Origin of the sequence: Bradyrhizobium sp. SZCCHNRI2009 (assembly GCF_032485115.1) — a bacterium.
GTDB lineage: Bacteria > Pseudomonadota > Alphaproteobacteria > Rhizobiales > Xanthobacteraceae > Bradyrhizobium.
Genome location: NZ_JAUEUH010000001.1, coordinates 143477 through 165713 on the forward strand (window position 1 = coordinate 143477; position 22237 = coordinate 165713).

Annotated in this window: 20 protein-coding genes; 15 read left to right on the forward strand and 5 right to left on the reverse strand. The window is 62.8% G+C overall.

The features are described 5' to 3' along the window. Positions 1–8: 8 nt before the first annotated feature. From QX041_RS00720 to QX041_RS00740, 5 genes are all read left to right on the forward strand, one after another. Positions 9–1547 (forward strand): B12-binding domain-containing radical SAM protein, encoded by a 1539-nt coding sequence (locus QX041_RS00720; protein WP_316164270.1) that lies wholly within the window; start codon positions 9–11, stop codon positions 1545–1547. Beyond that, positions 1544–3049, forward strand: a complete 1506-nt coding sequence (locus QX041_RS00725; RefSeq protein ID WP_316164271.1) for a hypothetical protein — start codon at positions 1544–1546, stop codon at positions 3047–3049. Before QX041_RS00720 ends, QX041_RS00725 begins: the two co-directional genes overlap by 4 nt. Then, complete coding sequence (locus QX041_RS00730; RefSeq protein ID WP_316164272.1) at positions 3049–5457, forward strand: penicillin acylase family protein; 2409 nt, start codon at positions 3049–3051, stop codon at positions 5455–5457. The genes QX041_RS00725 and QX041_RS00730 overlap by 1 nt, the downstream gene beginning before the upstream one ends. Before the next feature lie 17 nt (positions 5458–5474). After that, positions 5475–6434, forward strand: a complete 960-nt coding sequence (locus QX041_RS00735) for a DMT family transporter (RefSeq protein WP_316164273.1) — start codon at positions 5475–5477, stop codon at positions 6432–6434. A 332-nt stretch (positions 6435–6766) separates the two neighbouring features. Continuing rightward, entirely contained in the window at positions 6767–6937 is a 171-nt protein-coding gene (locus QX041_RS00740) for a hypothetical protein (protein WP_316164274.1), read from the forward strand. A 43-nt stretch (positions 6938–6980) separates the two neighbouring features. Here QX041_RS00740 and QX041_RS00745 read toward each other — a convergent pair whose 3' ends face one another. Further along, positions 6981–7751 carry an acyl-homoserine-lactone synthase gene (locus tag QX041_RS00745; protein ID WP_316164275.1) on the reverse strand — a complete coding sequence of 257 codons (771 nt, stop codon included), beginning with the start codon at positions 7749–7751 and terminating at the stop codon, positions 6981–6983. Between the two features lie 78 nt (positions 7752–7829). Further along, the gene (locus tag QX041_RS00750; RefSeq protein WP_315715569.1) at positions 7830–8564 is read right to left on the reverse strand and encodes a LuxR family transcriptional regulator; all 735 of its coding nucleotides are present in this window, start codon (positions 8562–8564) and stop codon (positions 7830–7832) included. Positions 8565–9752: 1188 nt separating this feature from the next. On the opposite strand from QX041_RS00750, the gene QX041_RS00755 reads away from it, so the two are divergent. Further along, entirely contained in the window at positions 9753–10736 is a 984-nt protein-coding gene (locus QX041_RS00755) for a transporter (protein ID WP_315715570.1), read from the forward strand. Positions 10737–10762: 26 nt separating this feature from the next. Here the strand turns inward: QX041_RS00755 and QX041_RS00760 are convergent, their stop codons facing one another. Beyond that, complete coding sequence (locus tag QX041_RS00760; RefSeq protein WP_316164276.1) at positions 10763–11734, reverse strand: LysR family transcriptional regulator; 972 nt, start codon at positions 11732–11734, stop codon at positions 10763–10765. 145 nt (positions 11735–11879) lie between these two features. On the opposite strand from QX041_RS00760, the gene QX041_RS00765 reads away from it, so the two are divergent. The 9 genes from QX041_RS00765 to QX041_RS34350 all read left to right on the forward strand — a co-directional run bounded on the left by QX041_RS00765 (position 11880) and on the right by QX041_RS34350 (position 19719). Then, on the forward strand, positions 11880–13037 hold the full coding sequence (locus tag QX041_RS00765) for an alpha/beta hydrolase family protein (RefSeq protein ID WP_315715572.1): 1158 nt from the start codon (positions 11880–11882) through the stop codon (positions 13035–13037). Between the two features lie 23 nt (positions 13038–13060). Beyond that, positions 13061–14014: a VOC family protein gene (locus QX041_RS00770; RefSeq protein WP_315828106.1), complete on the forward strand. Its 954-nt coding sequence runs from the start codon at positions 13061–13063 to the stop codon at positions 14012–14014. Then, positions 13998–14357 carry a Rieske (2Fe-2S) protein gene (locus QX041_RS00775; protein ID WP_315715574.1) on the forward strand — a complete coding sequence of 120 codons (360 nt, stop codon included), beginning with the start codon at positions 13998–14000 and terminating at the stop codon, positions 14355–14357. The genes QX041_RS00770 and QX041_RS00775 overlap by 17 nt, the downstream gene beginning before the upstream one ends. Before the next feature lie 37 nt (positions 14358–14394). Then, positions 14395–15525, forward strand: a complete 1131-nt coding sequence (locus QX041_RS00780; protein WP_315715575.1) for an FAD-dependent oxidoreductase — start codon at positions 14395–14397, stop codon at positions 15523–15525. A 49-nt stretch (positions 15526–15574) separates the two neighbouring features. Further along, positions 15575–16732 (forward strand): MFS transporter, encoded by a 1158-nt coding sequence (locus QX041_RS00785; protein ID WP_316164820.1) that lies wholly within the window; start codon positions 15575–15577, stop codon positions 16730–16732. 16 nt (positions 16733–16748) lie between these two features. Then, the gene (locus QX041_RS00790) at positions 16749–17324 is read left to right on the forward strand and encodes a cupin domain-containing protein (RefSeq protein WP_316164277.1); all 576 of its coding nucleotides are present in this window, start codon (positions 16749–16751) and stop codon (positions 17322–17324) included. Further along, positions 17324–18325, forward strand: coding sequence for a fumarylacetoacetate hydrolase family protein (locus QX041_RS00795; RefSeq protein ID WP_316164278.1), 1002 nt, complete (start codon positions 17324–17326; stop codon positions 18323–18325). Before QX041_RS00790 ends, QX041_RS00795 begins: the two co-directional genes overlap by 1 nt. A gap of 3 nt (positions 18326–18328) precedes the next feature. Next, the gene (locus QX041_RS00800; RefSeq protein ID WP_316164279.1) at positions 18329–19252 is read left to right on the forward strand and encodes an NAD-dependent epimerase/dehydratase family protein; all 924 of its coding nucleotides are present in this window, start codon (positions 18329–18331) and stop codon (positions 19250–19252) included. A 176-nt stretch (positions 19253–19428) separates the two neighbouring features. Then, complete coding sequence (locus tag QX041_RS34350; protein WP_410051841.1) at positions 19429–19719, forward strand: hypothetical protein; 291 nt, start codon at positions 19429–19431, stop codon at positions 19717–19719. 46 nt (positions 19720–19765) lie between these two features. On the opposite strand, the gene QX041_RS00810 is transcribed toward QX041_RS34350, so the two are convergent. Together QX041_RS00810 and QX041_RS00815 are read right to left on the reverse strand one after the other, a co-directional pair. Next, positions 19766–20329: a DUF4399 domain-containing protein gene (locus tag QX041_RS00810; protein WP_316164821.1), complete on the reverse strand. Its 564-nt coding sequence runs from the start codon at positions 20327–20329 to the stop codon at positions 19766–19768. Positions 20330–20711: 382 nt separating this feature from the next. After that, positions 20712–22232, reverse strand: a complete 1521-nt coding sequence (locus QX041_RS00815; protein ID WP_316164280.1) for a formylglycine-generating enzyme family protein — start codon at positions 22230–22232, stop codon at positions 20712–20714. Positions 22233–22237 lie beyond the last annotated feature (5 nt).

Consider the following 22237-nt stretch of genomic DNA (forward strand, 5'->3'; position numbering starts at 1 on the left):
GCGGATACATGACGCATTCCAAGTACAAGATCCTGTTCGTAACGCAGCACTATCATCCAATTCATCTGGCAGACGACCGGATCTATATTGTTGAACCCATCCAGTACGAAGTGCTGGCGTCCATGCTGGACAAGGATGAGGTGGACATTTCTCTGCTGGATCAGCGCCTTGATCGCCGCCCGTTGGCCCTGCTCGAGACGATAAGGCGCCTGCGTCCAAACTTCGTCGGATTCACGTCTTGGACGATGCATGTCGACCTCGTGCGGATGCAGGCGGCGCTGGTCAAGCAGATCGACCCTTCGATCATCGTTGCGGTAGGGGGGCATCATGCTAGCCTAAGTCCGTCCGACTTTGCGGACCCCAACATTGACTACGTCATGATGGGAGAGGCTTATCTCTCTTTCCGGGATCTGATCCTGCGCTGCCGGGAAAGCGAGCGTAACGTAGCTGATCTGGCAGGCGTTGCCTGGCAGGACAACGGCAAATTCTTCTCGAACGGCAAGGCGGTCGTTCCGAAGTCCTTCGATCTCGACAGCCTCCCCCTCCCGGACCGAAGCATCCTCGGTAAGTATAAGGGCAGATACTATCACCTCTGGTGGAAGCCGGTTGCTGCCCTGAGGACGTCCATGGGATGTCCCGCAAGATGCTCGTTCTGCAACTTGTGGCGGCCGAACCTCGGAAAGTATCTAACGTGGAGCCCGGAATACATCGTCGAGTACCTCAAGACGATCGAGGAGCCGTATGTCATATTTACAGACGACCACTTCTTCGGGGACGGGCGCCGGGCGCACGCCATTGGTGAAGCGATCCTTCGGGCGGGCATCAAGAAGGAGTACTTGTTCTACAGTCGGGCGGACGCGATTGTCAGAGACCCGAGCTTGGTCGCGCTGTGGTCGCGGGTTGGGCTCAAGCGCCTTCGGATGGGTCTGGAGAGCTATTCCGACTCCGAGCTCGGTGCCATGGAAAAGGGCAGCTCCGTGGCGCACAACGACAGGGCCATCGAGATTCTCAAGAAGCATGAAGTCTTGATCGAAGGCCTGTTTATCGTCGGTGTCGACTACAAAAGAGAACAGTTCGAAAACTTGACGAGCTACATCCGCAGCCGAAAAGTCGATATCCCGAACATCACTGTAGCGACGCCGATGCCGGGGACGACAGACTACGCCAGGAACGAAGACGCGCTCATTTACAAGAACCTGACGTACTACGATTTTCAGCACGCCGTGCTCCCCACAAGGCTCGATATCAAGGAGTTCTGCCATCTCTATGGGAAGATGCTGCTCAAGGTCCAGAGACCTCCACTCGAGCAGATCCGGCGCATAGGTCTGTTCAAATTCATTTGTAACGTTCCGTCATTCTGGATCTACTTTCTTCGCGTCTACACGTCTTACAAGCACTACGGCTACGTAGAGCGAAGCGGGGGCGAACTTCCAACACTTCCATGGGTTGATATGCGGCGCGGAAGCTGCGGCGGTGACGCGGTAGCGGACAAGAAATATGGCTCCGTCGACATCGACAAGGTGTTTCCGACAGGGGTTCCGTCATGACGGACGAGGCCGACGTCACGAATGATATCAAGCTGCGCTTCGGACGCCCCGACGATTTTGCCGCGCTTAGGTCTCTGCGGGGCGAGGTGTTCTGTGATGAGCTTGGGATTCAGGAGCGATCCTATCACGACGTCATTTTCGGTTGGTATTCGAAGAATGTCGTTTTGCTTGCGGGCAACCGTTTGATAGGTGCTGTTCGTCTTGCCTACATCCGAGATTGGCAGGAGTACTATGTCAGCTACCTATGCCTCGCGGCGCAATACCGCCGGAAAGCGCATCTGCGGCTGTTGTTCGGAGCCATTATTCTGCTCATGAAGCGAAATGGGATCAGGTCAATCAGGGCGGATTCGTCCGACGCAAATCTGATGATGTATCAGGCGATGGGGTGCGTTCCCATCGGAGGAAAGTTCAAGAAGCCAGGATTTGTCTGCGACTGGACACCGATGCGCTACGACATTGGTGTCAATGCAGCGGCGGAGGAGAGTCTTTCAGAACGCGCGGCGGCTCATTTTGAACCGTGGACCGAGAGCGATCTGACATGGGTGTTCGACACCGTGTTTCATCGGTGTGACACCGCGTCGGCATTCGGGGCGACTTTCGAGACCCTTCTCGAAAAGGATCTGATCCCTGGGCATCTGCCGTATCTGGCTCGTCCCGACCGGGTGATCGACCTGCCGCACGATGAGGCGTTTACGCGTCATCTGAGGACAGTCGAGGTGCGGTCAGATGACGATGAATTCTTTTCGGCAACTTCAACAGCATCTCCCACTCGCCCTGCCTGCCCGGATCGCACGACCATCACCGCGGGCAGTCGGTTCGCGCATCTGAATGCTCGGTTTTCGTCCAAGACCCTGGTGGCGGTTCTTGTCGACTCGGAGGCGTTGGTCTTGGCGCGATTATACGCTGTCCTGACCTGCAAGCGTCTGGTCGAGTTGAACGATTGGGGGGAACTGCCCTCTCTCTGCCCACCGTCCGTATCGAGCGTGACTGCCATTATCGGACCGGCTGATCGGGCACTGTCGAAGGCGGTTTTATCGGCAGCGGAACGCCGATGCGCTATCGGGCTCCTGACCGCCGCGGACCTGCCGGCTCTCTCGTCGACGTTGCTCGGCTCGTATCTGAACTTCATTGGACCAACACAAGTGGCGATCGCGGTCCATCCGGTGGGTCTTGTGTCGTACGAGGCGCCGACAGGCGCGTGCGGTCGTGGGCTCGGCCCAGGTTTGTGGAGCCTCGCCGGTGGACCAGAAATGACCGTCGTCGCGATTGGCCCGTATCATTTGCTCATCGTGCCCGCCAGGATATGCCGAGCTGCCGTAGCGGCCATTTCAGAATTTCTCAAGGTTGGCTATGCGATCGGACAATCAGTCCGATTGGTCCGCGAGGAGTGCCTGGGCGATGAGCCGATCCTGCTGATGGGAGATCCGAGCCTTCGCCTCGATATCGCCCCGTCAGAGAAGAACGCGGAGGCGACGCGGCGCTTGGCGGCCGTCTCGGACTGATGTTCGTGCTGAACAACTCATTTTCGATGCCTGCTTTCACGGCCGCGGTGGTGACAGGGACGCTATGCGTTGTTGGGCCGTGTTTTCTTTTCGGGCTGGCGCTGGTTGCGACGATCTTCGTGCGCGCGATGCCAAGGCGATCGGGTGAACGCAGGCTTGCCGGGTTGAAGAACGAGGTCAGGATCTATCACGACAAGCATGGCGTTCCCCATATCTTCTCGGAGAATTTTCAGGATGCCGCGCGGTGCCTGGGTTACCTGCACGCAAGCGAGCGCCTGTTTCAGATGGAAATTCACCGACGTGCTGGACAGGGGCGACTTTCCGAAATCTTCGGGGCGGATTTCGTCGACACAGACAAAATCATTCGTGTTCTAGGTCTCTACCAACTGGCCAAGACCAGCTTTGCCGCGCTTGCGCCGGAAACTCAATCCACGCTTTCGGCCTATGCGGACGGCGTCAATGCATTCTTGTCGACCCACCGAAGCAAACTGCCGTTTGAGATGGTCTGGTTGAGAATCCGGCCGGAGCCATGGTCTCCCATTGATTCAGTCGTGTGGGGCAAGCTCATGGCTTGGCAAATGAGCCGGAACTATCTCGCCGAGCTGAATCGAGCCGAGTTGACCAGCAGAATCGGAACGGTCGATGCCGGCCCGTTTTATCCGGATCCCATGCGGGGCAAGACCGGACCATTGGTATCGGGTGGGTCTGGTGGCTCGCGCGGACAATCCGACTTTTCAGACAAGATGGGAGCGTTGCTCGGATTGGCCAATGGCGCTTCAAATGCTTGGGTCGTCGCCGGCGAGCGTACCACGAGCGGCCATCCGCTCCTCGCGAACGATCCGCATCTTGACGTGTCGTCGCCGGTGCTCTGGTTTTTATGCCGGATCGTCACCCCCGGAGGATGGGTGAAGGGAGCCGGAGTACCAGGCGTACCGATGATCCTGCTTGGACAGAACGAGAGCATCGCCTGGGGAACCACGGCGGCGATGTCCGACGTTCAGGATCTGTTCGTGGAAACTCTGGATCCGTCGGATCCGACCAAATATCTTGCGCAGGCTGGCTCTCACGCATTTGACAGGCATGAAGAGACGATTCGAGTCCGAGGTCGGCCCGACGTCAAATTCGCCATCCGCAAGTCGCGGCATGGCCCGGTGCTATCCGATGCTGTCCCGCGTCTTGCCGCGCTGGCGGGCAGCGATGGCGTCATCGCGCTATCCTTCAGCGGGCTCGGAGATTGTGACCGCACTGCCGAGGCGTTTCTGAAGCTCAATCGGGCGCGGAATTGGGAGGAATTCAAGGATAGTCTGCGGCTGTACGAAACGCCTGCGCAGAATATGTTCTACGCCGACGTCGCCGGCAATATCGGAGTCATGAGTCTCGGGCGGGTCCCAGTGCGCAAGTCGGAATATGGCCTTCATCCCGCGGCGGGATCAACAGGTGATGCAGACTGGTCAGGCTACGTTCCGTTCGAGCAGATGCCGCACTCGTTCAATCCGGCCTGTGGCTATATCCATAATGCGAATGGTCGACCGGCCTGGTGTGGGCACGATGTCTTTATGGGATGCGATTGGGAAGAGCCGTATCGGACGCAAAGAGTCCAACAGTTTTTCGACAACATCAGATTGCACTCGCTGGAAACATCTGCCGAAATGCAGGCCGACATTCTATCTCTCGCCGCTCAGGATCTTCTGCCGATTTTGCTTCGAGCAACCCCGTCCAGTCCACTGGGACGGCAAGCCCTCGCGCTGCTCTCGAAGTGGGACGGCACGATGCACAAGGACTGGGCAGAACCGCTCATTTTCAACGGGTGGATGCAGGCGCTCCGACGAATGCTGATCGATGACAAGGCGAAGGTGAAGCTTGAGTATGTCGGGCCATGTGCGGCTTCGCTCCTCAGGAAGCTTATCCTGGAGCATCCCAAATGGTGCGCTTCGGGCGAAGAGACGGATCTGGAATGTCGTGCATGTCTGACGCGGGCTCTCGAAGAAGCTATGGCGCTGCTCTCGAGGCGCCGCGGATCTGACCTGACGAAATGGCGGTGGGGAGACGAGCACATCTCGACGCTTTCGCACGTCTTCTACTCGCGGATACCGATCTTCAGGTCATTGAGCGAGCTTGGCGTCGGAAGTGGCGGGGACCTGTATACGCTCAACAGCGGAGGTGCTCTGCAGCCGCACCATGATCGCCCGTTCGAGCGGAAACACGTTCCGACATTTAGAGCCCTATATGATCTCGGCGATCCGGATCGGTCCCGCTTCATGACTGCGACCGGCCAATCTGGCCATATCTTCTCGCGCTTTTACGGAAACCTGACGCCGCTTTGGAACGAAGGCGAGTCGATCACGCTGGCTGGCGATGAGTTGGCCTTGCAGCGTGAAGGCGCGACTCTCATGAGATTTATTCCGTAGGGCTGACAGGCAGTCACATGGCGGTCGAGGAAGCATCTTTGGTCAAATCGGGTGATACGGAAGCCGATTCCTCGGGCGCGCCGTTGCCGCCGGTTGAGTCAGGATCCAGTCGATCCGGTCCCTATGTTTCGGGGCTGATCGCAGTCATGTTTTGGGGAACGACTCCGGCCGCGACGGTACTGGTCGCCCATGACATGCCCTCATCGTTGATCGGGCCGTCCAGACTTCTCCTGGCCGCGATGTTCCTCCTACCAATGGTTCTCCTGCTTCGGCCGCCGCTTCCGACCGATAGGGGAGGTTGGATCGCCGTTGCGATCAACGGTGTGATCGGGTTCGGTGGCTCGTTCTTTCTGCAGGGTCTGGGCTTCTCGCGAACGTCGACTTCGCACGCGGCTCTCATCTTGGCTTGCGCTCCGGTGTTTACATCCATCATCCAGCATGTGCTGTCCCGGACATTTCCCCGCACTCTTTGGCTGATCGGAAGTGCGATGGCATTGTGTGGTGAGACGTTTCTGATCGGCGCTCGTTCGAACGGCGATGTCTTCGGCAGTGGAACAATGGTGGGCGACGTCATCGTTCTCATCGGCACCATTACGGTCAGCATTGGATATGTGGCAGGCGCTCGCGCATCTGCGCGAATTGGCCTGTTCGGAGCGACGGCATGGTCGATCATCTTCGGTGCTGCTCTTGTGACGCCGCTGTTGCCCTCTGTCTTGGAGGCGATCTCCGGGGTGACGGTCGTAGGAGGAGGGGCCCTGTTCTTTCTTGCGGTCTTTTGCACCTTGATCGGATTCGCCGCATGGTTTTGGGCTTTGGACAAGGGAGGCGTCTCGGCGATTGCGCCTCTGCAGTTCGGACAGCCGATCGTATCACTCTTGATAGCCGTGATCTTTCTGGGAGAGCAGCTTTCGATGAGCATTTTTGCTGCAGTTGGATTGGTTCTCACGGGGGTATACTTCTGTCGAAAGTCGGCGTGAGAGGTCGTATCCCGCGAGGTGGGTCGCCGGTTGGCAATGCGGCTCTTGATGTGCGTTCCGCAATAGCGGCTGGGCGAATTGCTGTGCTGGATGAATGCGGTTGCAGGTTGTTGTTGTCAGCGAGCCGAACCGCAAGGTCGAAGAACAGCGTTTCGTTCAAGAACTCGTCGCGGATCTCTGCATCCGGTTCATCATGACGCTGCGGGTGAGCTCGGTACTTTGTCCGAGACGATCGCGCCCGGCTTGCCGTCCGGTGCGACAATCGCAGTCAGCCCGCGCGCTTCCTGCCGCCCGAGAGCGAAGTATCGGCAAATGCACCCAGTCATTCCGCGGTGACGATCGTCGATCGCACAGCTCTCAGCGAACGCTGGCTCGGCACGGTCCTGGCTCGGCACGCTCTTGGCGCGGCGGACCGCAAACTGCTGATCGGCACTCGAACTGCCGAGCTCTCGTCCTTGGACGGGGCTTACCGCCTGCAGGTGCTTGCGGGCGGCTCGCTGTAGCCAACAGCCAGAAGGCAACTTGGGCCCGGAATGACAGGTCTGGTTAGGTCACCGGCATTGCCGCGCTGTAGGTGCGGTTGGCGCCGTCCACCTGCAAGGAGCATAGATCTAACGGCTCGGGTACAATCTCTCGTTGCGCTTGAAGTACCCCGGTCCTGCGCAGCGCTCCTGCGCAGATGTGACGTTTTGCTTTGGAAGCGGCGAGGTCTCGGAGGGATGGTTGGTCTAAGATGTCAGTGTCGATTCCCAAGCATTTGCGCGATGTAGATACCGTACGGTCAGAGACTCTCGCCTCCAACGCAAGGGTCGGTCGCCCATCAAAGACCACGGGATCGGCGAGTGGTTGCGCATTCCATCCAAGCCGGTTCAGCCGCCGTACCCAACCCGGCTTGGATTGCGCGATAAGACCCGTGATGCCGAGGTACTGACAGATCTCTGCTATGGCGACCATCAGTCGACGCGAGGCTAGAACGTCACCGTCTCCGATCTCGGACCTGGCGCAAAGACGGGTCCATTCGAAGATGTCCGGCGCCTTCGGATATGATCGCCCCCGCACCAGCTCCGGATACACGTGCGACAGGAGATGCGGCCTGGTCGTCGGAAGAAGCCGCGAGTACGCCATCACCCGTCCGTCGTGGATATCAACTACATGCAGCGCATCATCACCATCAAACTGGTCCCGATCGCGCCGGTCCGGCTTGACAAGGCTTGACCACGCAAGCGCTTCCACGAAGATCCTATATCTAAGATCGTAGATTTCATCCATAAGGCCGGGGGTCGCCAGTTTTGAATCCTCGTAGAACGCAAATATCATCATGGTCTCCTCGGGTAGGGAGACCAACCGATCATTTTGCAGAAGTATTGGCGATGCCGTTCTAGTACAGTATTTACTTCATACCGGCTTTAGCGAACCGTTCAATATCGCGATGCGGACGGCCTCTGTTCGGCTGCCGGCGCGAAGCTTCGACATCGCGTTGCGAAGATATTGATCGACGGTTCGCTTGGAAAGACGAGCCTCAAAGGCGATTTCCTTGGATTTCAGGCCGTGCATCGCCCAATGTAGGCATTCCAGTTCGCGCGGCGCGAGCACGCACGCTCGCTCCTCTTTCGCCGTTGCAGGTCTTTTCGCGTGTATCATTTGGTCGACACGCTGATGACTGAGTAACGCCATGAAATGAAGATTGTGCCGATCGCTTCGCTGCAGCGGCTTGGCGCCCGTCGCAAACGATACGCAGGTTGTGCGCATTTGCGGACCGTGGATGGGGACCGTGAAGCCGTCAATCAGTCCTGCGTCCCTTGCTTCGTCCATGAGCTTTCGTTGTTTTGCGGTGAGCGGCTGAACCGCACACTCCTCGCTCCAGACGTACGGCGTCGCTCTTTCCCGAAGCAGTTGGGCAATCGGGTCTATATGGACATAATTTCTCTCATTATAATATCTGATCCAGGCATCATTCCAGCCACGTAGCTGGATATGAGGCTCGAGGATTTCCATTCGGCTCGGCAGGTCAGCGATAAAGACGCCGGTCACTCCGAAGCGCTCAGTGGAGGCTAGAAGCAGCTCGAGTAGGCTGTCGATGCTAGTAGCATCAGCGATAGCTTCGCCATAGGCCTGAGGGATCTCAAACATTGCCTTCTGTCTCGAACGCAAAGTAGTCAGGATACTGCCGATAGCTGACGGATATCTCTCGTCCGGACAGTCACCTTAGAAGTTCGCGAGTCGCCACACATTCAACCAGCGCACCTCCTCCCGACGTTCCGTTCAGAAATTCCTCGTCTCGCCCGCGCGGTCGTGCACAAAAAAATTGGAGAGTCGCTTCTTCGACATGCCCTACAACCTCTGCGGATGATTAGCAGTGACGGTATAGGAATGCAACCGTTCTGGTTTCCTTGGAATGGTTTTTTGCAGATTGAATGGCAATCTGGTCGGAGCGGTGCGTCGAATGTCTGCCGTACGACTCTGGTAATCGGCCGCAGACATCAAGAAAGCTGTGGCGAAACCCATTCACCGATTCCTCTGCTGGGCGGCTCTCGCTGCCATCAAACGCGACCGAACGATAATGAACGGCCAGAAGCCGGCGGCCCCGACGTCCTGGGTAGGAGACGAGAGTGTCAGCGAATACACGTATTGATTGACGATGAGAAGACTGATCCAGCCAGCACTTGAAAAGCGGTCTGCAAGCGCAGCGTTTTTTCGCCATCAACGCGAACAGCCGGCCTGCTGAACCGATCGCGCCGCGCGTCGGGATACGACGCGTTCATTGAGAAGGCAAACAACCGATTGATATTGCGGCAGTTCGTCTCGACGATTTGCCAAAATGGCTTTGATATCGTTGCATCATCAAACTGATTTTGAATCCGCCATGCGGCCTCTCATCCAGCAGCGTGGCCCGACGTCATGGAATCGTCATTGGTGGAATGACCATGGAAGTTACTGGCAAGTCATATGCCTCTTAATCAGCGGGTCCTAGGTTCGAGCCCTATGCGCCTGCCGCCAACAATCTGTGGTTGTGTTTGATCCAAGGCCTGAACTGCAGGCCTCGTACGGGCAATCTTCAACACGGTGGGTGAGATCGATTATGTCGTCGGTGACGTGCCCGTGGTTGCTCACTCTGCTCGAACCAAGGAGCGCGACATCAATCGACGCCCGTGAGGCCGGCACATCGAGACTGTGAATAGCTCGGATCAAAACGATCAATTTTACGAATGATCTGGGATCGCTCATCAATGACGCGATCGGTCGGGCGCGGGCGCGTCGCCGTGAGGTCGGTCGGGGGCAAGCTCGTTTCGTAGAAAACGCGCCACCAAGGGGGGATTCATGACAAGAGGACTGCAGCGGTCCGCTTCCGCAGCGTTGATGTTGGCCGGGATGATCCAGGGTGCGTGGGCCGCCGAGAACGCGGCCACCAACTATCCGGCGGGCTCGCCCGGCGTGTTCATTGCGTCGTTTCCGCCGATCCCGGGCCTGTTTGCGATCAGCCAGACCAGCTACACCAGCGCCAACGGCCTGTATGACGGGCAGGGCAAAAAGCTGCCGATCGACTTCAAGCTCTCCGCCGTGTCGGAGACGATGCGGTTTCTCGCCAGTTATCCCGGCGACTTTTTCGGCGCCCATGTCTATTCGCAGCTCGTGGTGCCCTTCGTCCATCTCGAAAGCACCAATCCCGGCGGATCGTTCCAGGCCAACGGCCTTGCCAATCTGACCTTCTCGCCGATCATTCTGAGCTGGGCGCTGTCGCCCGTGCAGACCTTCACGGTCGGCCTGGACATCATGCCCAACACCGGCACCTATTCGGCGCGGCAGCCCCTCAACGTCGGCACGAACTACACCACCATCTCGCCCGTCCTCGCCTATCGCTATGCCGATCCGAAGGGCTTCGAATTCGCCGTCTCGCCACGTCTGCTGCTCAACGGCACCAATACCGATTCGGTCAACGCCTTCACGCAGCTGACCCAGCAGTACCGCAGCGGTGATGCGCTGGTGGTCGACTTCAACGCGGGCTATAATATCGGCGCCTGGAAGCTCGGCGTCGTCGGTGGCTATACGCATCAGTATCAGGACGACAAGATCAACGGCGTCAAGGCATTCAATTTCGCCGGGGTGCAGGACGGCAACCGGTTGCGCTCGATCAATGCAGGCCCGTCGCTGACCTATAATGCGGGCCCCTTCCAGATCAACGTAAACTACCAGCATACATTCTACGTCGAGAACGGCAGCCGCGGCGATACGGTCTGGGCCAATCTGGCATTCCCGATCTGGGTGCCCGCGCCGCCGCCCGGAGCCGGACCGATCAAGCGCTGACTCGCGCAAGCTGGATTGATCGCTCCTCAACGAAGGCGGCCGGCGTCTCGCGCCGGCCGTTCGCCATCGCCAGTGCCGGTCGACGGTGGTCTGGGCAGCTCGGCGACGACCTCGCGGATCAGAGTGCGCAGCCACAGCAGGCCGGCATCGTTGGAGCGGTAGCGATGCCATTGCACGCGCTGCCGCAGCGCCGGCAGCGCGATCGGCAGTTCGATGATGCGGATGGGAAGGCTGCGCTGGGCGGCGATGGCGAGCCGCCGGTGCACGGTGGCAAGGCGGTTCGTCCCGGCAACGAGATGCGGAATGGCGGTGAACGCGTAGACCGAAACGTCCTCGCTGCGGCTCGTGTTGCGCTGCTCCAGATAATAGGTTTCGAGCGATTGTGCCGCGATCGCCGGCCGCATCACGACGTGGGACGACTTGGCGAAATCCTGCCGTGACAGCTTGCCCTTGCCATACTTTCCCTTGCTCCACGCGATGACGCAGAAGTCGTCCTCGAAGATCACCTCGGACGGGTGCAGCTTGGAGCTGAATTCCTCCGGGATGATCAGCAGGTCGACGTCGCCGCGCTCGAGCGCGCGCTCTGGCCGCTGCACCTGCTGCAGGAAGTCGAAGCGGATACCGGGCGCAAGGGCCTCGCTGCGCGCCAGCAGCCGCGGGATCAGCGTCACCAGCGTGTAGTCCGACGCCAGGATCTTGAAGCAGCGGTCGGACTGCGCGGGATCGAACTCGGCAGACGAGGCGATGGCCCAGTCGACCCGCACCAGAAGGTCCCTGATCGAGTCCTTCAGCGTCTCCGCTCGCGGCGTCAGCTCCATTTTGCGGCCGATCTTCACCAGCAGTTCGTCATCGAAATAGGTTCGCAGACGCAGCAAGGCATTGCTCATCGCGGACTGCGTCATGTTCATGCGCGCGGCGGCGCCGCTGACGCTGCGCAGGTGCAGCAGATGGTCGAGCGCGACCAGGAGATTGAGGTCGAACTTGTTGTTGAAGCGCATCGGCGGCCTCGCTCGAGGTATTCAAGAGATCAATGCGATCAATCTTGTTAATCAATTTTTCGAAATGGTCAAACGGGGCTATGCCAGACCTCGGGAAGAACGTCGAGGAAGACGCGTGGCCGGGCCGCGCGTCGCGAGTGCATTCATGTTCAAGTATTTTCCGACCAACTATGTCTGGAATCTCTCGGTCGATCTCGCGATCGAGATGGGCGCGCGGATCGGCGAGATCGAAGAGATGTGCGCGCCGCTGCAGGAGGCGGCCCGGCAGCCCGATGCCAACGGTACCCAGGCCTTCCGCGAGACCTGGGCGCGGATGGCAGACAAGCTCTGTGCGCTCGCGTCCGAGGACGAGGCGAAAGGGCGGCTGCTGTCGGCCGGCGAGAAATATGGCCGCGCAGCGAGCTATTTGATCACCTGCGAGCGTCTGCAGGCGCACGAGGCGCCGGGGCGGCTGGCGCTGTACCGCAGATGTCTCGACGTCTTCGCCAAGGGCATTGCACTGGCGCGGGAGAACTGCGAGCGCGTCGAGATTCCCTATGAAGGCTCCCACATTGCCGGTCTCATGGTCCGCGCGGAAGGGCGCGACGGGCCGGCGCCGCTGCTGGTGCAGGTCAACGGCCTGGATTCGACCAAGGAGATGAAATACCGCGTCGGCTTGCCCGCCTGGCTCGCCCGACGGGGCGTGTCGTCGCTCGTGATCGACCAGCCCGGATCGGGCGAGGCGCTCCGGCTGCAGGGTCTCACCGCGCGCCATGACAGCGAGCATTGGGCGTCCCGGGTCGTCGACTGGCTGGAGACCCGCAGCGACGTCGACCCGAAGCGGATCGGTCTCGAGGGCGTCTCGCTCGGTGGCTACTACTGTCCGCGCGCGGTGGCTTTCGAGCCGCGCTTTGCCTGCGGCGTCGCCTGGGGTGCCAATCACGATTGGCGCGACGTGCAGAAGAGGCGCCTGCAGAAGGAAGGTGATTTCCCGGTCCCGCATTACTGGGCGCATGTGCGCTGGGTGTGGGGTGCGAGAGATCAGGACGACTTCATGCGGATTGCCGAGCAGGTTCACCTCGACGGCATTCTCGACCGCATCAAGGTGCCGTTCCTGGTGACGCATGGCGAAAAGGACTCGCAGATTCCGCTGCATTGGGCCGAGCGGACCTATGAGCAACTGGTGAATTCGCCCAAGCGCGAGCTGAAGGTCTTCACCGCGCGTGAAGGCGGCGCCCAGCATGCGAGCTTCGACAACAGCATCAATGCCGGCCACTACATCGCGGACTGGGTCGCAGAGACATTGAACGGACACATCGCCTGAAGCAGCAGGTGGAGAGGAAAGTTATGAAAATTGTCGGTCTGGAGAGCCTGATATTCGGTGTCGACGACGTGAGGGGCGCGGCGCGCTTCCTGGTCGATTACGGGCTGACGCCCGTCGACGTCTCCGATCGCGGCGGCCGCTTCGAGGCGATCGACGGCACCGCCGTGGTGATCGCACGGCAGGATGATCCGGCTCTGCCGCCGGCGCCCGTGCCGGGCTGCCGTCTGCGCAAGACGGTGATGGGCGTCGCCGACGAGGCGACGCTGGGGGCGATCACCGCCGAGCTGCGGCGCGACCGCGAGGTCCGGCGGCTGCCCGATGGCTCGATCGAGTCGACCGACGATTCCGACTTCGTGATCGGCTTTCAACTGACGGCACGGCGGCCGTTCATGCTGGCCAGCGAGATTTCGAATGCGCCGGGCGGCGTGGTGTTCCGGCCGATCAACAGCCTCGGCGTGCCGCCGCCGGGCAGCGTGATCCGTCCGCGCTCGCTGTCGCATGTGGTCTATTTCGTGCCCGACGTGGTGAAGGCCGAGGCGTTCTACGTCAACCGGCTCGGCTTCCGCTGCACCGATCGCTTCACCGGCACCGGGCCGTTCCTGCAGCCGGGCGGCTCGCTCGACCATCACACCCATTTCCTGATCGGCGCGCCGCCGCACATGCACGGCGTGGAGCACTTCACGTTCCATTTCGGTGGTCCTTCGGAAATGATCACCAACGGCTATCGCTTCGTCGAGAAGGGCTATCAGGCGTTCTGGGGCCCCGGCCGTCACATCCTGGGCTCGAACTGGTTCTGGTACTTCAATAGCCCGTTCGGCTGCCACATCGAGATGGATGCCGACATGGACCAGCACGATGCGAGCTGGCAGCCGCGCGAGGCGACGGCATCCGCCGACAATTCGCAGACCTTCCTGATGAAGATGCGCAAGAAATGGTACCCCGGCCCCGGAATCCCCGAGAATGGCGACTACGCGTGAGGCCGAGGCGCGATGGATCCGGCTGTGCCGCGCCGATGAGATCGGCGAGGCGCAGTCGCGCGGCTTCGATCCCGATGATGAGGGGCAGGACAGCCTGTTCGTCGTGCGCCGGCACGGACAGCTGCATGGCTGGCGCAACGCCTGTCCGCATATCGGCGGTGCGCCGATGGCCTGGCGCAGGGATGCGTATCTCAACGCCGACGGCACGCGTATCGTCTGTCACGCGCACGGCGCCGAGTTCATGCCCGACACCGGGCTGTGCGTGCAGGGGCCGTGCCGCGGCGAGCGGTTGAGCCGTCTCGAGCTCGTCGTCATCGACGGCGAGTTGTTCGTAAAGTCATAACATGCCCGCAAGGGCGGACTGCAGAGGGGGAAGCACCATGGCAGTGGTGAGCAGGGTGCTGACGATCGGAGGCGGCTTTTCCGGTATGGCCGCGTCGATCCAGATGCGCAAGGCGGGCATCAACATCGATCTCGTCGAGGTCGATCCGAACTGGCGGCCGGAGGGCGCCGGCATCACGGTCAGCGGACCGACCTTGCGCGCGCTCGAGACGATCGGCGTGTTCGCGGAATTCGCGCGGCGCGGCTACACGGCTGACGGTGTCGACCTGTTCGCGCCATCGGGGCATCGGATCGGCGAGATCCCGACACCGAAGGCCGTAGGATCGGATGTGCCCGGCGGCGGCGGAATCATGCGGCCCGAACTCGGGCGCATCCTCGCCGATGCGACGCGCGCCGCTGGCGTTCACGTGCGTGTCGGCTGCACCTACACGCGGATCACGCAGCACGACGGCGATGTCGAGGTCGCCTTCACCGATGGCACGACGGGCCGTTATGATCTCGTGGTGGCTGCCGATGGCGTGCATTCGAAGACGCGGGCGCTGCTGTTTCCCGAGGTCAAGCCGCCGCAATACATCGGCCAGGTGGTCTGGCGCGCCGTGCTGCCGCGGCCGGCCGACATCGTGCGTCCGCGGATGTGGCTGGGTGGTGCGGTCAAGGCGGGCGTCAACCCGGTGTCGCCGAGCCACATGTATATGTTCGTGACGGAGGCGCGGCCGGAAAAGCTCCAGGCCGAGCGCGCGTCCTGGCCGCAACTGGTCGCGGACCTGCTGGCGCCGTTCAGCGATCCCGTGCTGGTGGCACTGCGGGCGCATCTGTTCGCTCCCGACGCCGCCATCGACTATCGGCCGCTCGCCAACCTGCTGGTGCCGGCGCCGTGGAATCGCGGCCGCGTCATCCTGATCGGCGACACCGTGGCCGCGACCACGCCTCACCTCGCCTCCGGCGCGGGCATCGGCATCGAGAGCGGCATCGTGCTGGCCGAGGAGCTGGCTCGCGCGACGACCCTGCAGGAGGCGTTCGACCGCTTCCATGCGCGCCGCTGGGAGCGCTGCCGCATGGTGATCGAGAACTCCGCGCAGCTCTGCCGCATCGAAATGGAGAACGGCGACAAGGCGGAGCACGCCAGGATCATGCGCGAGTCGATCGTCGGGCTGACGCAGCCGATCTGAGCCAACAACATCAACGAACAACATCATCAACGGGGAGGAAGCCATGACGGTGACGACGGAGACGTGGCGCGGACGCATCGCGCTGATGGTCGCGCATTGCGCCGGGATGGTCGATCTCGTCGCGCTGCCGGTCTGGGTGGGCGCGCTGATCGAGCGCTACAGGTTCAGCCCGCAGCAGGCGGGACTGCTGGCCACGCTGTTCCTGCTGGGCGCCGTGCTCAGCAGCCTGTTCTTCGCACCTCGCTTCAACCGGATGAACGCCCGCCTGGCGGCGGTTGCGGGATACGCCGTGGCCGCGCTGGTGTTCCTGGCCGCGAGCCGAACGTCGGAGTTTGCGCTGCTCGCGATGCTGCACGCGCTGGGCGGCGCAACAGCGGCCTGCGGGCTGAGCTTCACTCACGGCACCATCGCACGCAGCGCCAACCCGCACCGCCTGTTCGCCATCGTCGGAATGGCGCTCGGTGTGTTTGCCATTCTGTTTCTCGGCATGACGCCCAATCTCGTGGCGAGCTTCGGCGGCCAGGCCTTGTTCGTCGTGTTTGCCGGCGTGATGGCGGTCGCGGCGCTGGCGGCGGCGCTGTCATTTCCGAAGGGCGTGGTGCGCAGTGACGAGGATCTGATCGCGGAGGTCAGCCATCTGCCGCGCGCCGTCTGGTTCGGCATTGCCGGCATCAGCTGCATGGCGCTGACCCAGGCGATGCTGTTCAGCTTCATCGAGCGGATCGGCGCTGACCGCGGCTTCGAAGCTGACGCGGTGACGGGCGTGCTGATCGCGCTCGGCTTCGTCAACCTGCTGCCGGCGCCGCTCGCCGCCATAATGGAGCGGCGGCTACCGGCGAGACACGTGCTGCTGGCGGGCCCGGTCTGCCAGGCGCTGATCGCCGTGACGATCACCTTCGGCTCCGGCTTCGTCGCCTATGCGGTCCCGACCGCGATCTTTGCCGCGGTAATGATCTTCACCCACACCTTTGCGTTCGGGCTGCTGTCGCGTCTCGACCCGACCGCGCGGGCGTTGGCCGGCACGCCGGCGATGCTGATGATCGGCGCTGCGATCGGCCCCATTCTCGGCGGCACCTTGGTGCAGCTGTTCGGCTATCCTGCGCTCGGGCTCGGCGCCGTCATCATCTCATCCGTCGCCGTCGTGATGTTCTCGCGCGTGTTCGCTGCGCGCGGCGCGGCGTCCGCCGCCTCTCTCGAAATCGCCTGACCAGGAGGCCTCCAGCATGACCCTTCCGCAGATCCGCCGCGTCGTCACCGGCCATGACGCGCAGGGCGCCGCCGTGATCTCGTCCGACGGCGCCTTGCCAACCGTCACCGAGCTGGCGGCGATCCCCGGCACCTTCTTCCACGAGGTCTGGAGCACGCAGGCAACGCCGGCGCTGATCGACAACGGTCCCGATCCGACGATCGGGCCGCTGCGGCTGCCGCCGCCAACGCATGGCAGCCGCATCCGCTTCGTCGACATTCCGCCGGATACCGAGGACTTTCTCCGCAACGGCGCGGCGCGCATGAATGCCGCGTTCAGCCAGATCGGCGACCCCCACGCCTCGACCGTGACGACGGAATCGCCGCATCCGCTGATGCACCGCACCGAGACGATCGACTATGGCATCGTCATCTCCGGTGAGATCACGCTGGTGCTCGACAAGGGCAACGCTGACCTCAAGGTCGGCGACGTGGTGATCCAGCGCGGCACCAACCACGCCTGGGCCAACCGCAGCGACAAGCCGTGCCGGATGCTGTTCATCCTGGTCGACGGCAAGTTCGGTCCCGAAGCCAACCCGACCAAGGCCAGCTGATGAGACTCGCGACCTATCGGAACGGCAGCCCCGACGGCGGCCTGGTCATCGTCTCCGGGGATCATGCGCGCGTGCTCGATGCGAGCGCCATCGCGCCGGATCTGCTGACGGCGCTGGGGAACTGGCAGCTGGTCGAGCCGGCGTTGCGCCGGCTCGCTGAAAGTCTCGAGGATGGATCGGCTGCCGATGTGACGGCGTTCGATCCCGCGCGATGCCTCGCACCGCTGCCGCGCGCGCCGCAATGGCTGGATGGCTCGGCCTTCCTGAATCACGGACGGCTGATGGACATCGCCTTCAACAAGCCGCCGATCCCCGACTTCGACACCGTCCCGGTGATGTACCAGGGCGCCAGCGACGACTTCCTCGGGCCGCAGGACGATGTTCCCTTCGTGACAGAAGCTGATGGCATCGACTTCGAGGGCGAGTTCGGCGTCATCGTCGACGACGTGCCGATGGCTGCTTCTGCCGAAGAGGCTGCGCAACGAATCCGGCTGCTGGTGCAGATCAACGACTGGAGCCTGCGCGCGGTCGGCGCGCGCGAGGTTCGCACCGGCTTCGGCTTCCTGCAGGCGAAGCCCTCGACCAGCTTCGCGCCGTTTGCGGTGACGCCGGACGAGGTCGGCGATGCCTGGCGCGATGGCCGGCTCGACATGGCCCTGCATGTCCGGCGCAATGGCGAGCGGATCGGCGCAGCCTCGGGCCGCGAGATGGCGTTCTCGTTCCCGCAGCTGATCGCCCATGCGGCGCGGACGCGGCGGTTGACGGCCGGCACGATCATCGGCTCGGGCACGGTCTCGAACGCCGATCGCGCCGCCGGATCGAGCTGCCTTGCCGAGGTCCGGGCGATCGAGATGATCGAACACGGCGCGGCGCGGACCTCGTTCCTGCGCTTCGGTGAGGGGGTGACCATGCAGGCCTGCTTCGCCGATGGCCGGCCGGGTCCGTTCGGGCGTGTCGCGCAGCGCGTGGTTCGTGCGGCGGGCGCCGATCGGCCGGATTGAACCATGCGTATTCTTGTCACGGGGGCCGCGGGCTTCATCGGCCGTGCGCTGCTGCATCGGTTGCTGATCGACATGGACGGTGCTGAAATCACCGCACTCGATCTCGCCGAGGCGCCAGCGGGATTGTCCGGTGCGCGTCTGTCCTGGATCCGAGGCGGCCTCGACGATCCCGCCGTGCTCGAGCAACTCGGCGCCGCGCCGTTCCACCTCGTGTTCCACCTCGCCAGCATTCCCGGCGGCCGCGCCGAGGCCGCGCCCGCGCTCGGCCGCCGCGTCAATCTCGATGCGTCGCTGGATCTCTTCCAGCTGCTGGCGGAGAGCCGACATCGGCCGCGCGTGGTCTATGCCAGCAGCATCGCCGTCTACGGCGCGCTTGCGGAGGCGCGGGTCGGCGCACGCACGGAGGCGCGGCCGGCGATCACCTATGGCGCGCACAAGCGGATGGTGGAGATCGCGCTCGCCGATCACACGCGACGCGGAGATCTGTCGGGTATCGCACTGCGGCTGCCCGGCATCGTGGCGCGGCCCAGGCCCGTGAGCGGCTTCGGATCGGCGTTCATGAGCGAGCTGCTGCATGCGCTGTCCGCGGGCGAGCGCTATGTCTGTCCGGTGTCGCCGGGCGCGACGGCCTGGTGGTTGTCCGCGAAGGCCGCCGTCGACAATCTCCTCCTCGCCGGGAAGCTCGATGTCTGCGGAACCCTGCAGCTTCCGGCGCTTCGTCTCTCGATCGCCGAGGTGGTGGACGGCCTGGCGCAGCTGCTCGGCGCGGAGCGCGCCGCGCGCGTGACGTTCGATCCCGATCAAGGCATAGAGGACGTCTTCGGCCGCTATCCCGAGTTGGATGCCAACGCCGAGCTGGCCCTCGGCTTCGCCCACGATGGATCGGTGGCGGAGATGATCGCGAATGCGGTGCGCGCGATCGCATGACGGGGAATGAGCCCAACTCGCCGGACCAGCATCTGTCGGGCGAGGCCACGGGCACCGCAGCCATGGCGTCCCGAAAGGAGTGCTGATTCTTTGAGTTTGTTGGTTTTCCCTGCTTCCTTAGGGAGCGCCAGTTTCCAAGCTGAACTATTGATTTCTGGGAGTTTGAGCCGGACTACATGTTCGGCAGGATGGGCGTTGACGCCAAGGTCGGTGGTGCCGCAATCCCAGGCTGGACCGTCACGGCTCTGGTGTTCATTCCATTCGCGGCTGGTTATTTCCTGTCGTACCTGTTCCCGACGATCAATGGCGTGGTCTCCCAGCGCCTCGCCTCCGAGCTTGGACCGATGCTGATGATCGCTCTTGGCGCTCGCCGAGGCGAAGCAAGCCACGCGTCTGGAGGTCGTATCAATAGAGCCGAGCCGGACAAATGCAGTGCTGCGGTTGGAGGCTCCGGCACGTCGCGATGAACTGATGTGCCGGCCGAACCGGCTCCATCGGGGAGCGGGCGGAGGCTCATTTCGCACCTGACAGGAAGCTCTTGATGAAATCGACGGCTCCCGCCGATTTTGCCGGATCGGACGGCGGCGCTTCGGTGGCCGACGGTTGCGCCGCCTGACGCGCGGTGTGCGCGTGCAGATGCCGCGTCCGCCGGTGGGCGTGAGTGGCGCTCTGCCCGTGCCTCTGCGAAGCACTGCTCACGGTGATCGTGATCTTCTTCGATACCAGCGGTGGATCGAAGTTGAAGTGCATGCCGTCGCCCAGGACGAGCTGCAGGTTATGCTTGCCGGGGGGCAGCTCGATCAGGGCCTCGGTCTCGCCCGCGCCGTAGTGCAGGTGCTTTCTGTCCTGCGGAATCGGCTCGCCCGGGCTGATCGGCTCATCGGCGTCGATCAGGAGGTGATGATGGCCGGTGTTGGCAAAGGCGTCACCGGCATGGGTCACGCCCATGTTGCGAAGTCCGAACCGGCACCAGAACGCGGTCTTCACGGTGTCGCCGTCGGTTGGCGTGATGAAATACAGGTAGGCGTCCTTCGGCGCCGTTTTCGCCTGCGCCCATGCGAGAGTCGGCAACAGCACCAGCGTGCAGGCCAACACGGTGGACCCGAGCGTCGCGACTGCGGCGAGACGACGTCGTCGCCAGGGCGTCCGATCCAGTAGCGGCGCGCGACGCGTAGATTTCTCACTCCACATATCCCCAACTCATAAACAACGACGATCATCGATCGCAAATATCGAACGGTGTAGCCGGTCCATGAATGGGGCGTAGCGCGGCAAATTTGAGGTTTCGATCGGTCTCGTCCTACGATTCCCGATAAGAATTTGAATAAAGAGGCTCGGCAGACCAGGCGTCCTGCGGATCTGCGACGCTGGTGTTCGCTGTGGCGCGAGACATTTGCGGGCGCAGGCCCGGCATCGGCGTCGACGGCACGCTGGCCTGGCTCAGCATACCGCGGCCGCATCAGAGCGAAAGAGCGAGGCGAAAGCCATGGGTCGGATACCTGACGCGCCCATCATAGCGGTCGCGGCTCCCACTGCGGGCATAGCTCGCATCCTTCTTCCATGAACCCGAGCGAATGACATGGACGAAGCTCTGCTCGTCGATCCATGCCGAGCCATCGGACGGCGCGCCCTGATAGCTCTTGTGCCAGCTGTCGGCCACCCATTGGTCGACGCTCCCGCCCATGTCGAACAGGCCAAACGGATTGGCCGCAAAGCTTCCGACCTTCATGAGCTGCGCGGGCGCGCCGGGCTCGTTGCATCCGTTGCAATTGGCCATGCCGGAGCGCATCCGGTCGCCCCACCAGAACGCCGTCGTTGCGCCGCCGCGCGCTGCATATTCCCATTCGGCCTCGGTCGGGAGCCGGAACGGCTTGCCGACGGCCCGCGAGAGCCAAGCCAGATAGCCCCTGACGTCGTCGTAGCCGACATTCGTCACGGGGTTGTCGTCCGGGCCGCTCATCACGTCGGCGCATGCCCCGTCAGCCACGCACGCCTTCCACTCGCCAATCGTGACGGGGTATTTGCCGAGCGCGAACGGCTTGATCGTGACGCGGTGGACCGGAAGCTCGGAGCTCTCGACGCCGCCCATCGCGAATGCCCCTCCTGGAATCGTCACCATGTCAGGCAGGCGAATCGCGGCTGCCTCCGCCGGCCCTGGGGTCGCGGTCGACTCTGCTGCCGGCGCAGTCTCGGGAGCGGTCGCAGCGCTTGCCGACGCGAGCAGGGCGGGCGCCTCGAGCGGCGCGGTTTCCGTGGAACGCGAGAGCGTTGCAGTGTCCGAGGGCGCGTTCGGCAGCGGCGCCGGGGCGGGGGCGGTCGCGGCTGACATGGCCTCTGCCGTGACGACGCGCACCGAACTCTCGACGCTTGCGCGGCTCGACGCGGCCACGGAGGCCTCGGCGGCTTGCGGCTGTGTTGGCGGGGGAGCGGCCGGCTCCCGCGCCAGCATGAACCAGCTAGCGGCGGCAGCGAGCAACAATGCGCCGAGGCCGGCCGCCGCAGTGCGGGTCCAGACCAGCGGCCTGCGCTCCGCCCTCGCCACGGCCGCGCGAAGCCTCGTGGCCAGCCTGTCGTAGCCGTGCGCCTGCCAGATCTCCGCGCGGCTGCGCGCCTCGTTCGGGGCGTATTGAGCGATCGAGACGCCGGGAATGCTGCAGACGACCCGTCCCGCCTGTCCGCCACCGGGAGCGGTGGCCTCGACCTCGGCCGCATCGCATCGTGCGGCGAGCGATTGCTTCAAGGGGCCGCACATCATCAACAACAGTCCGCCGTCGCCCCTGCTGCGGCGCTCCTGGATCTCGGGGCAGGCGACCTGCTCGTCGAGGCGGTGGAAGCCGGGTGGGCGCAGCGCGTTCATCGCCACCCGCACGATCCGGCCGCACTGCTCGCAAGGCACCGGATAGGTCACGGCGGTCAGCGGTCGCTCGTCCCGATCGGTGGCCGGCGCCTGCGCTGGCGCGACGACGTCGATGCCGATCATCGGAC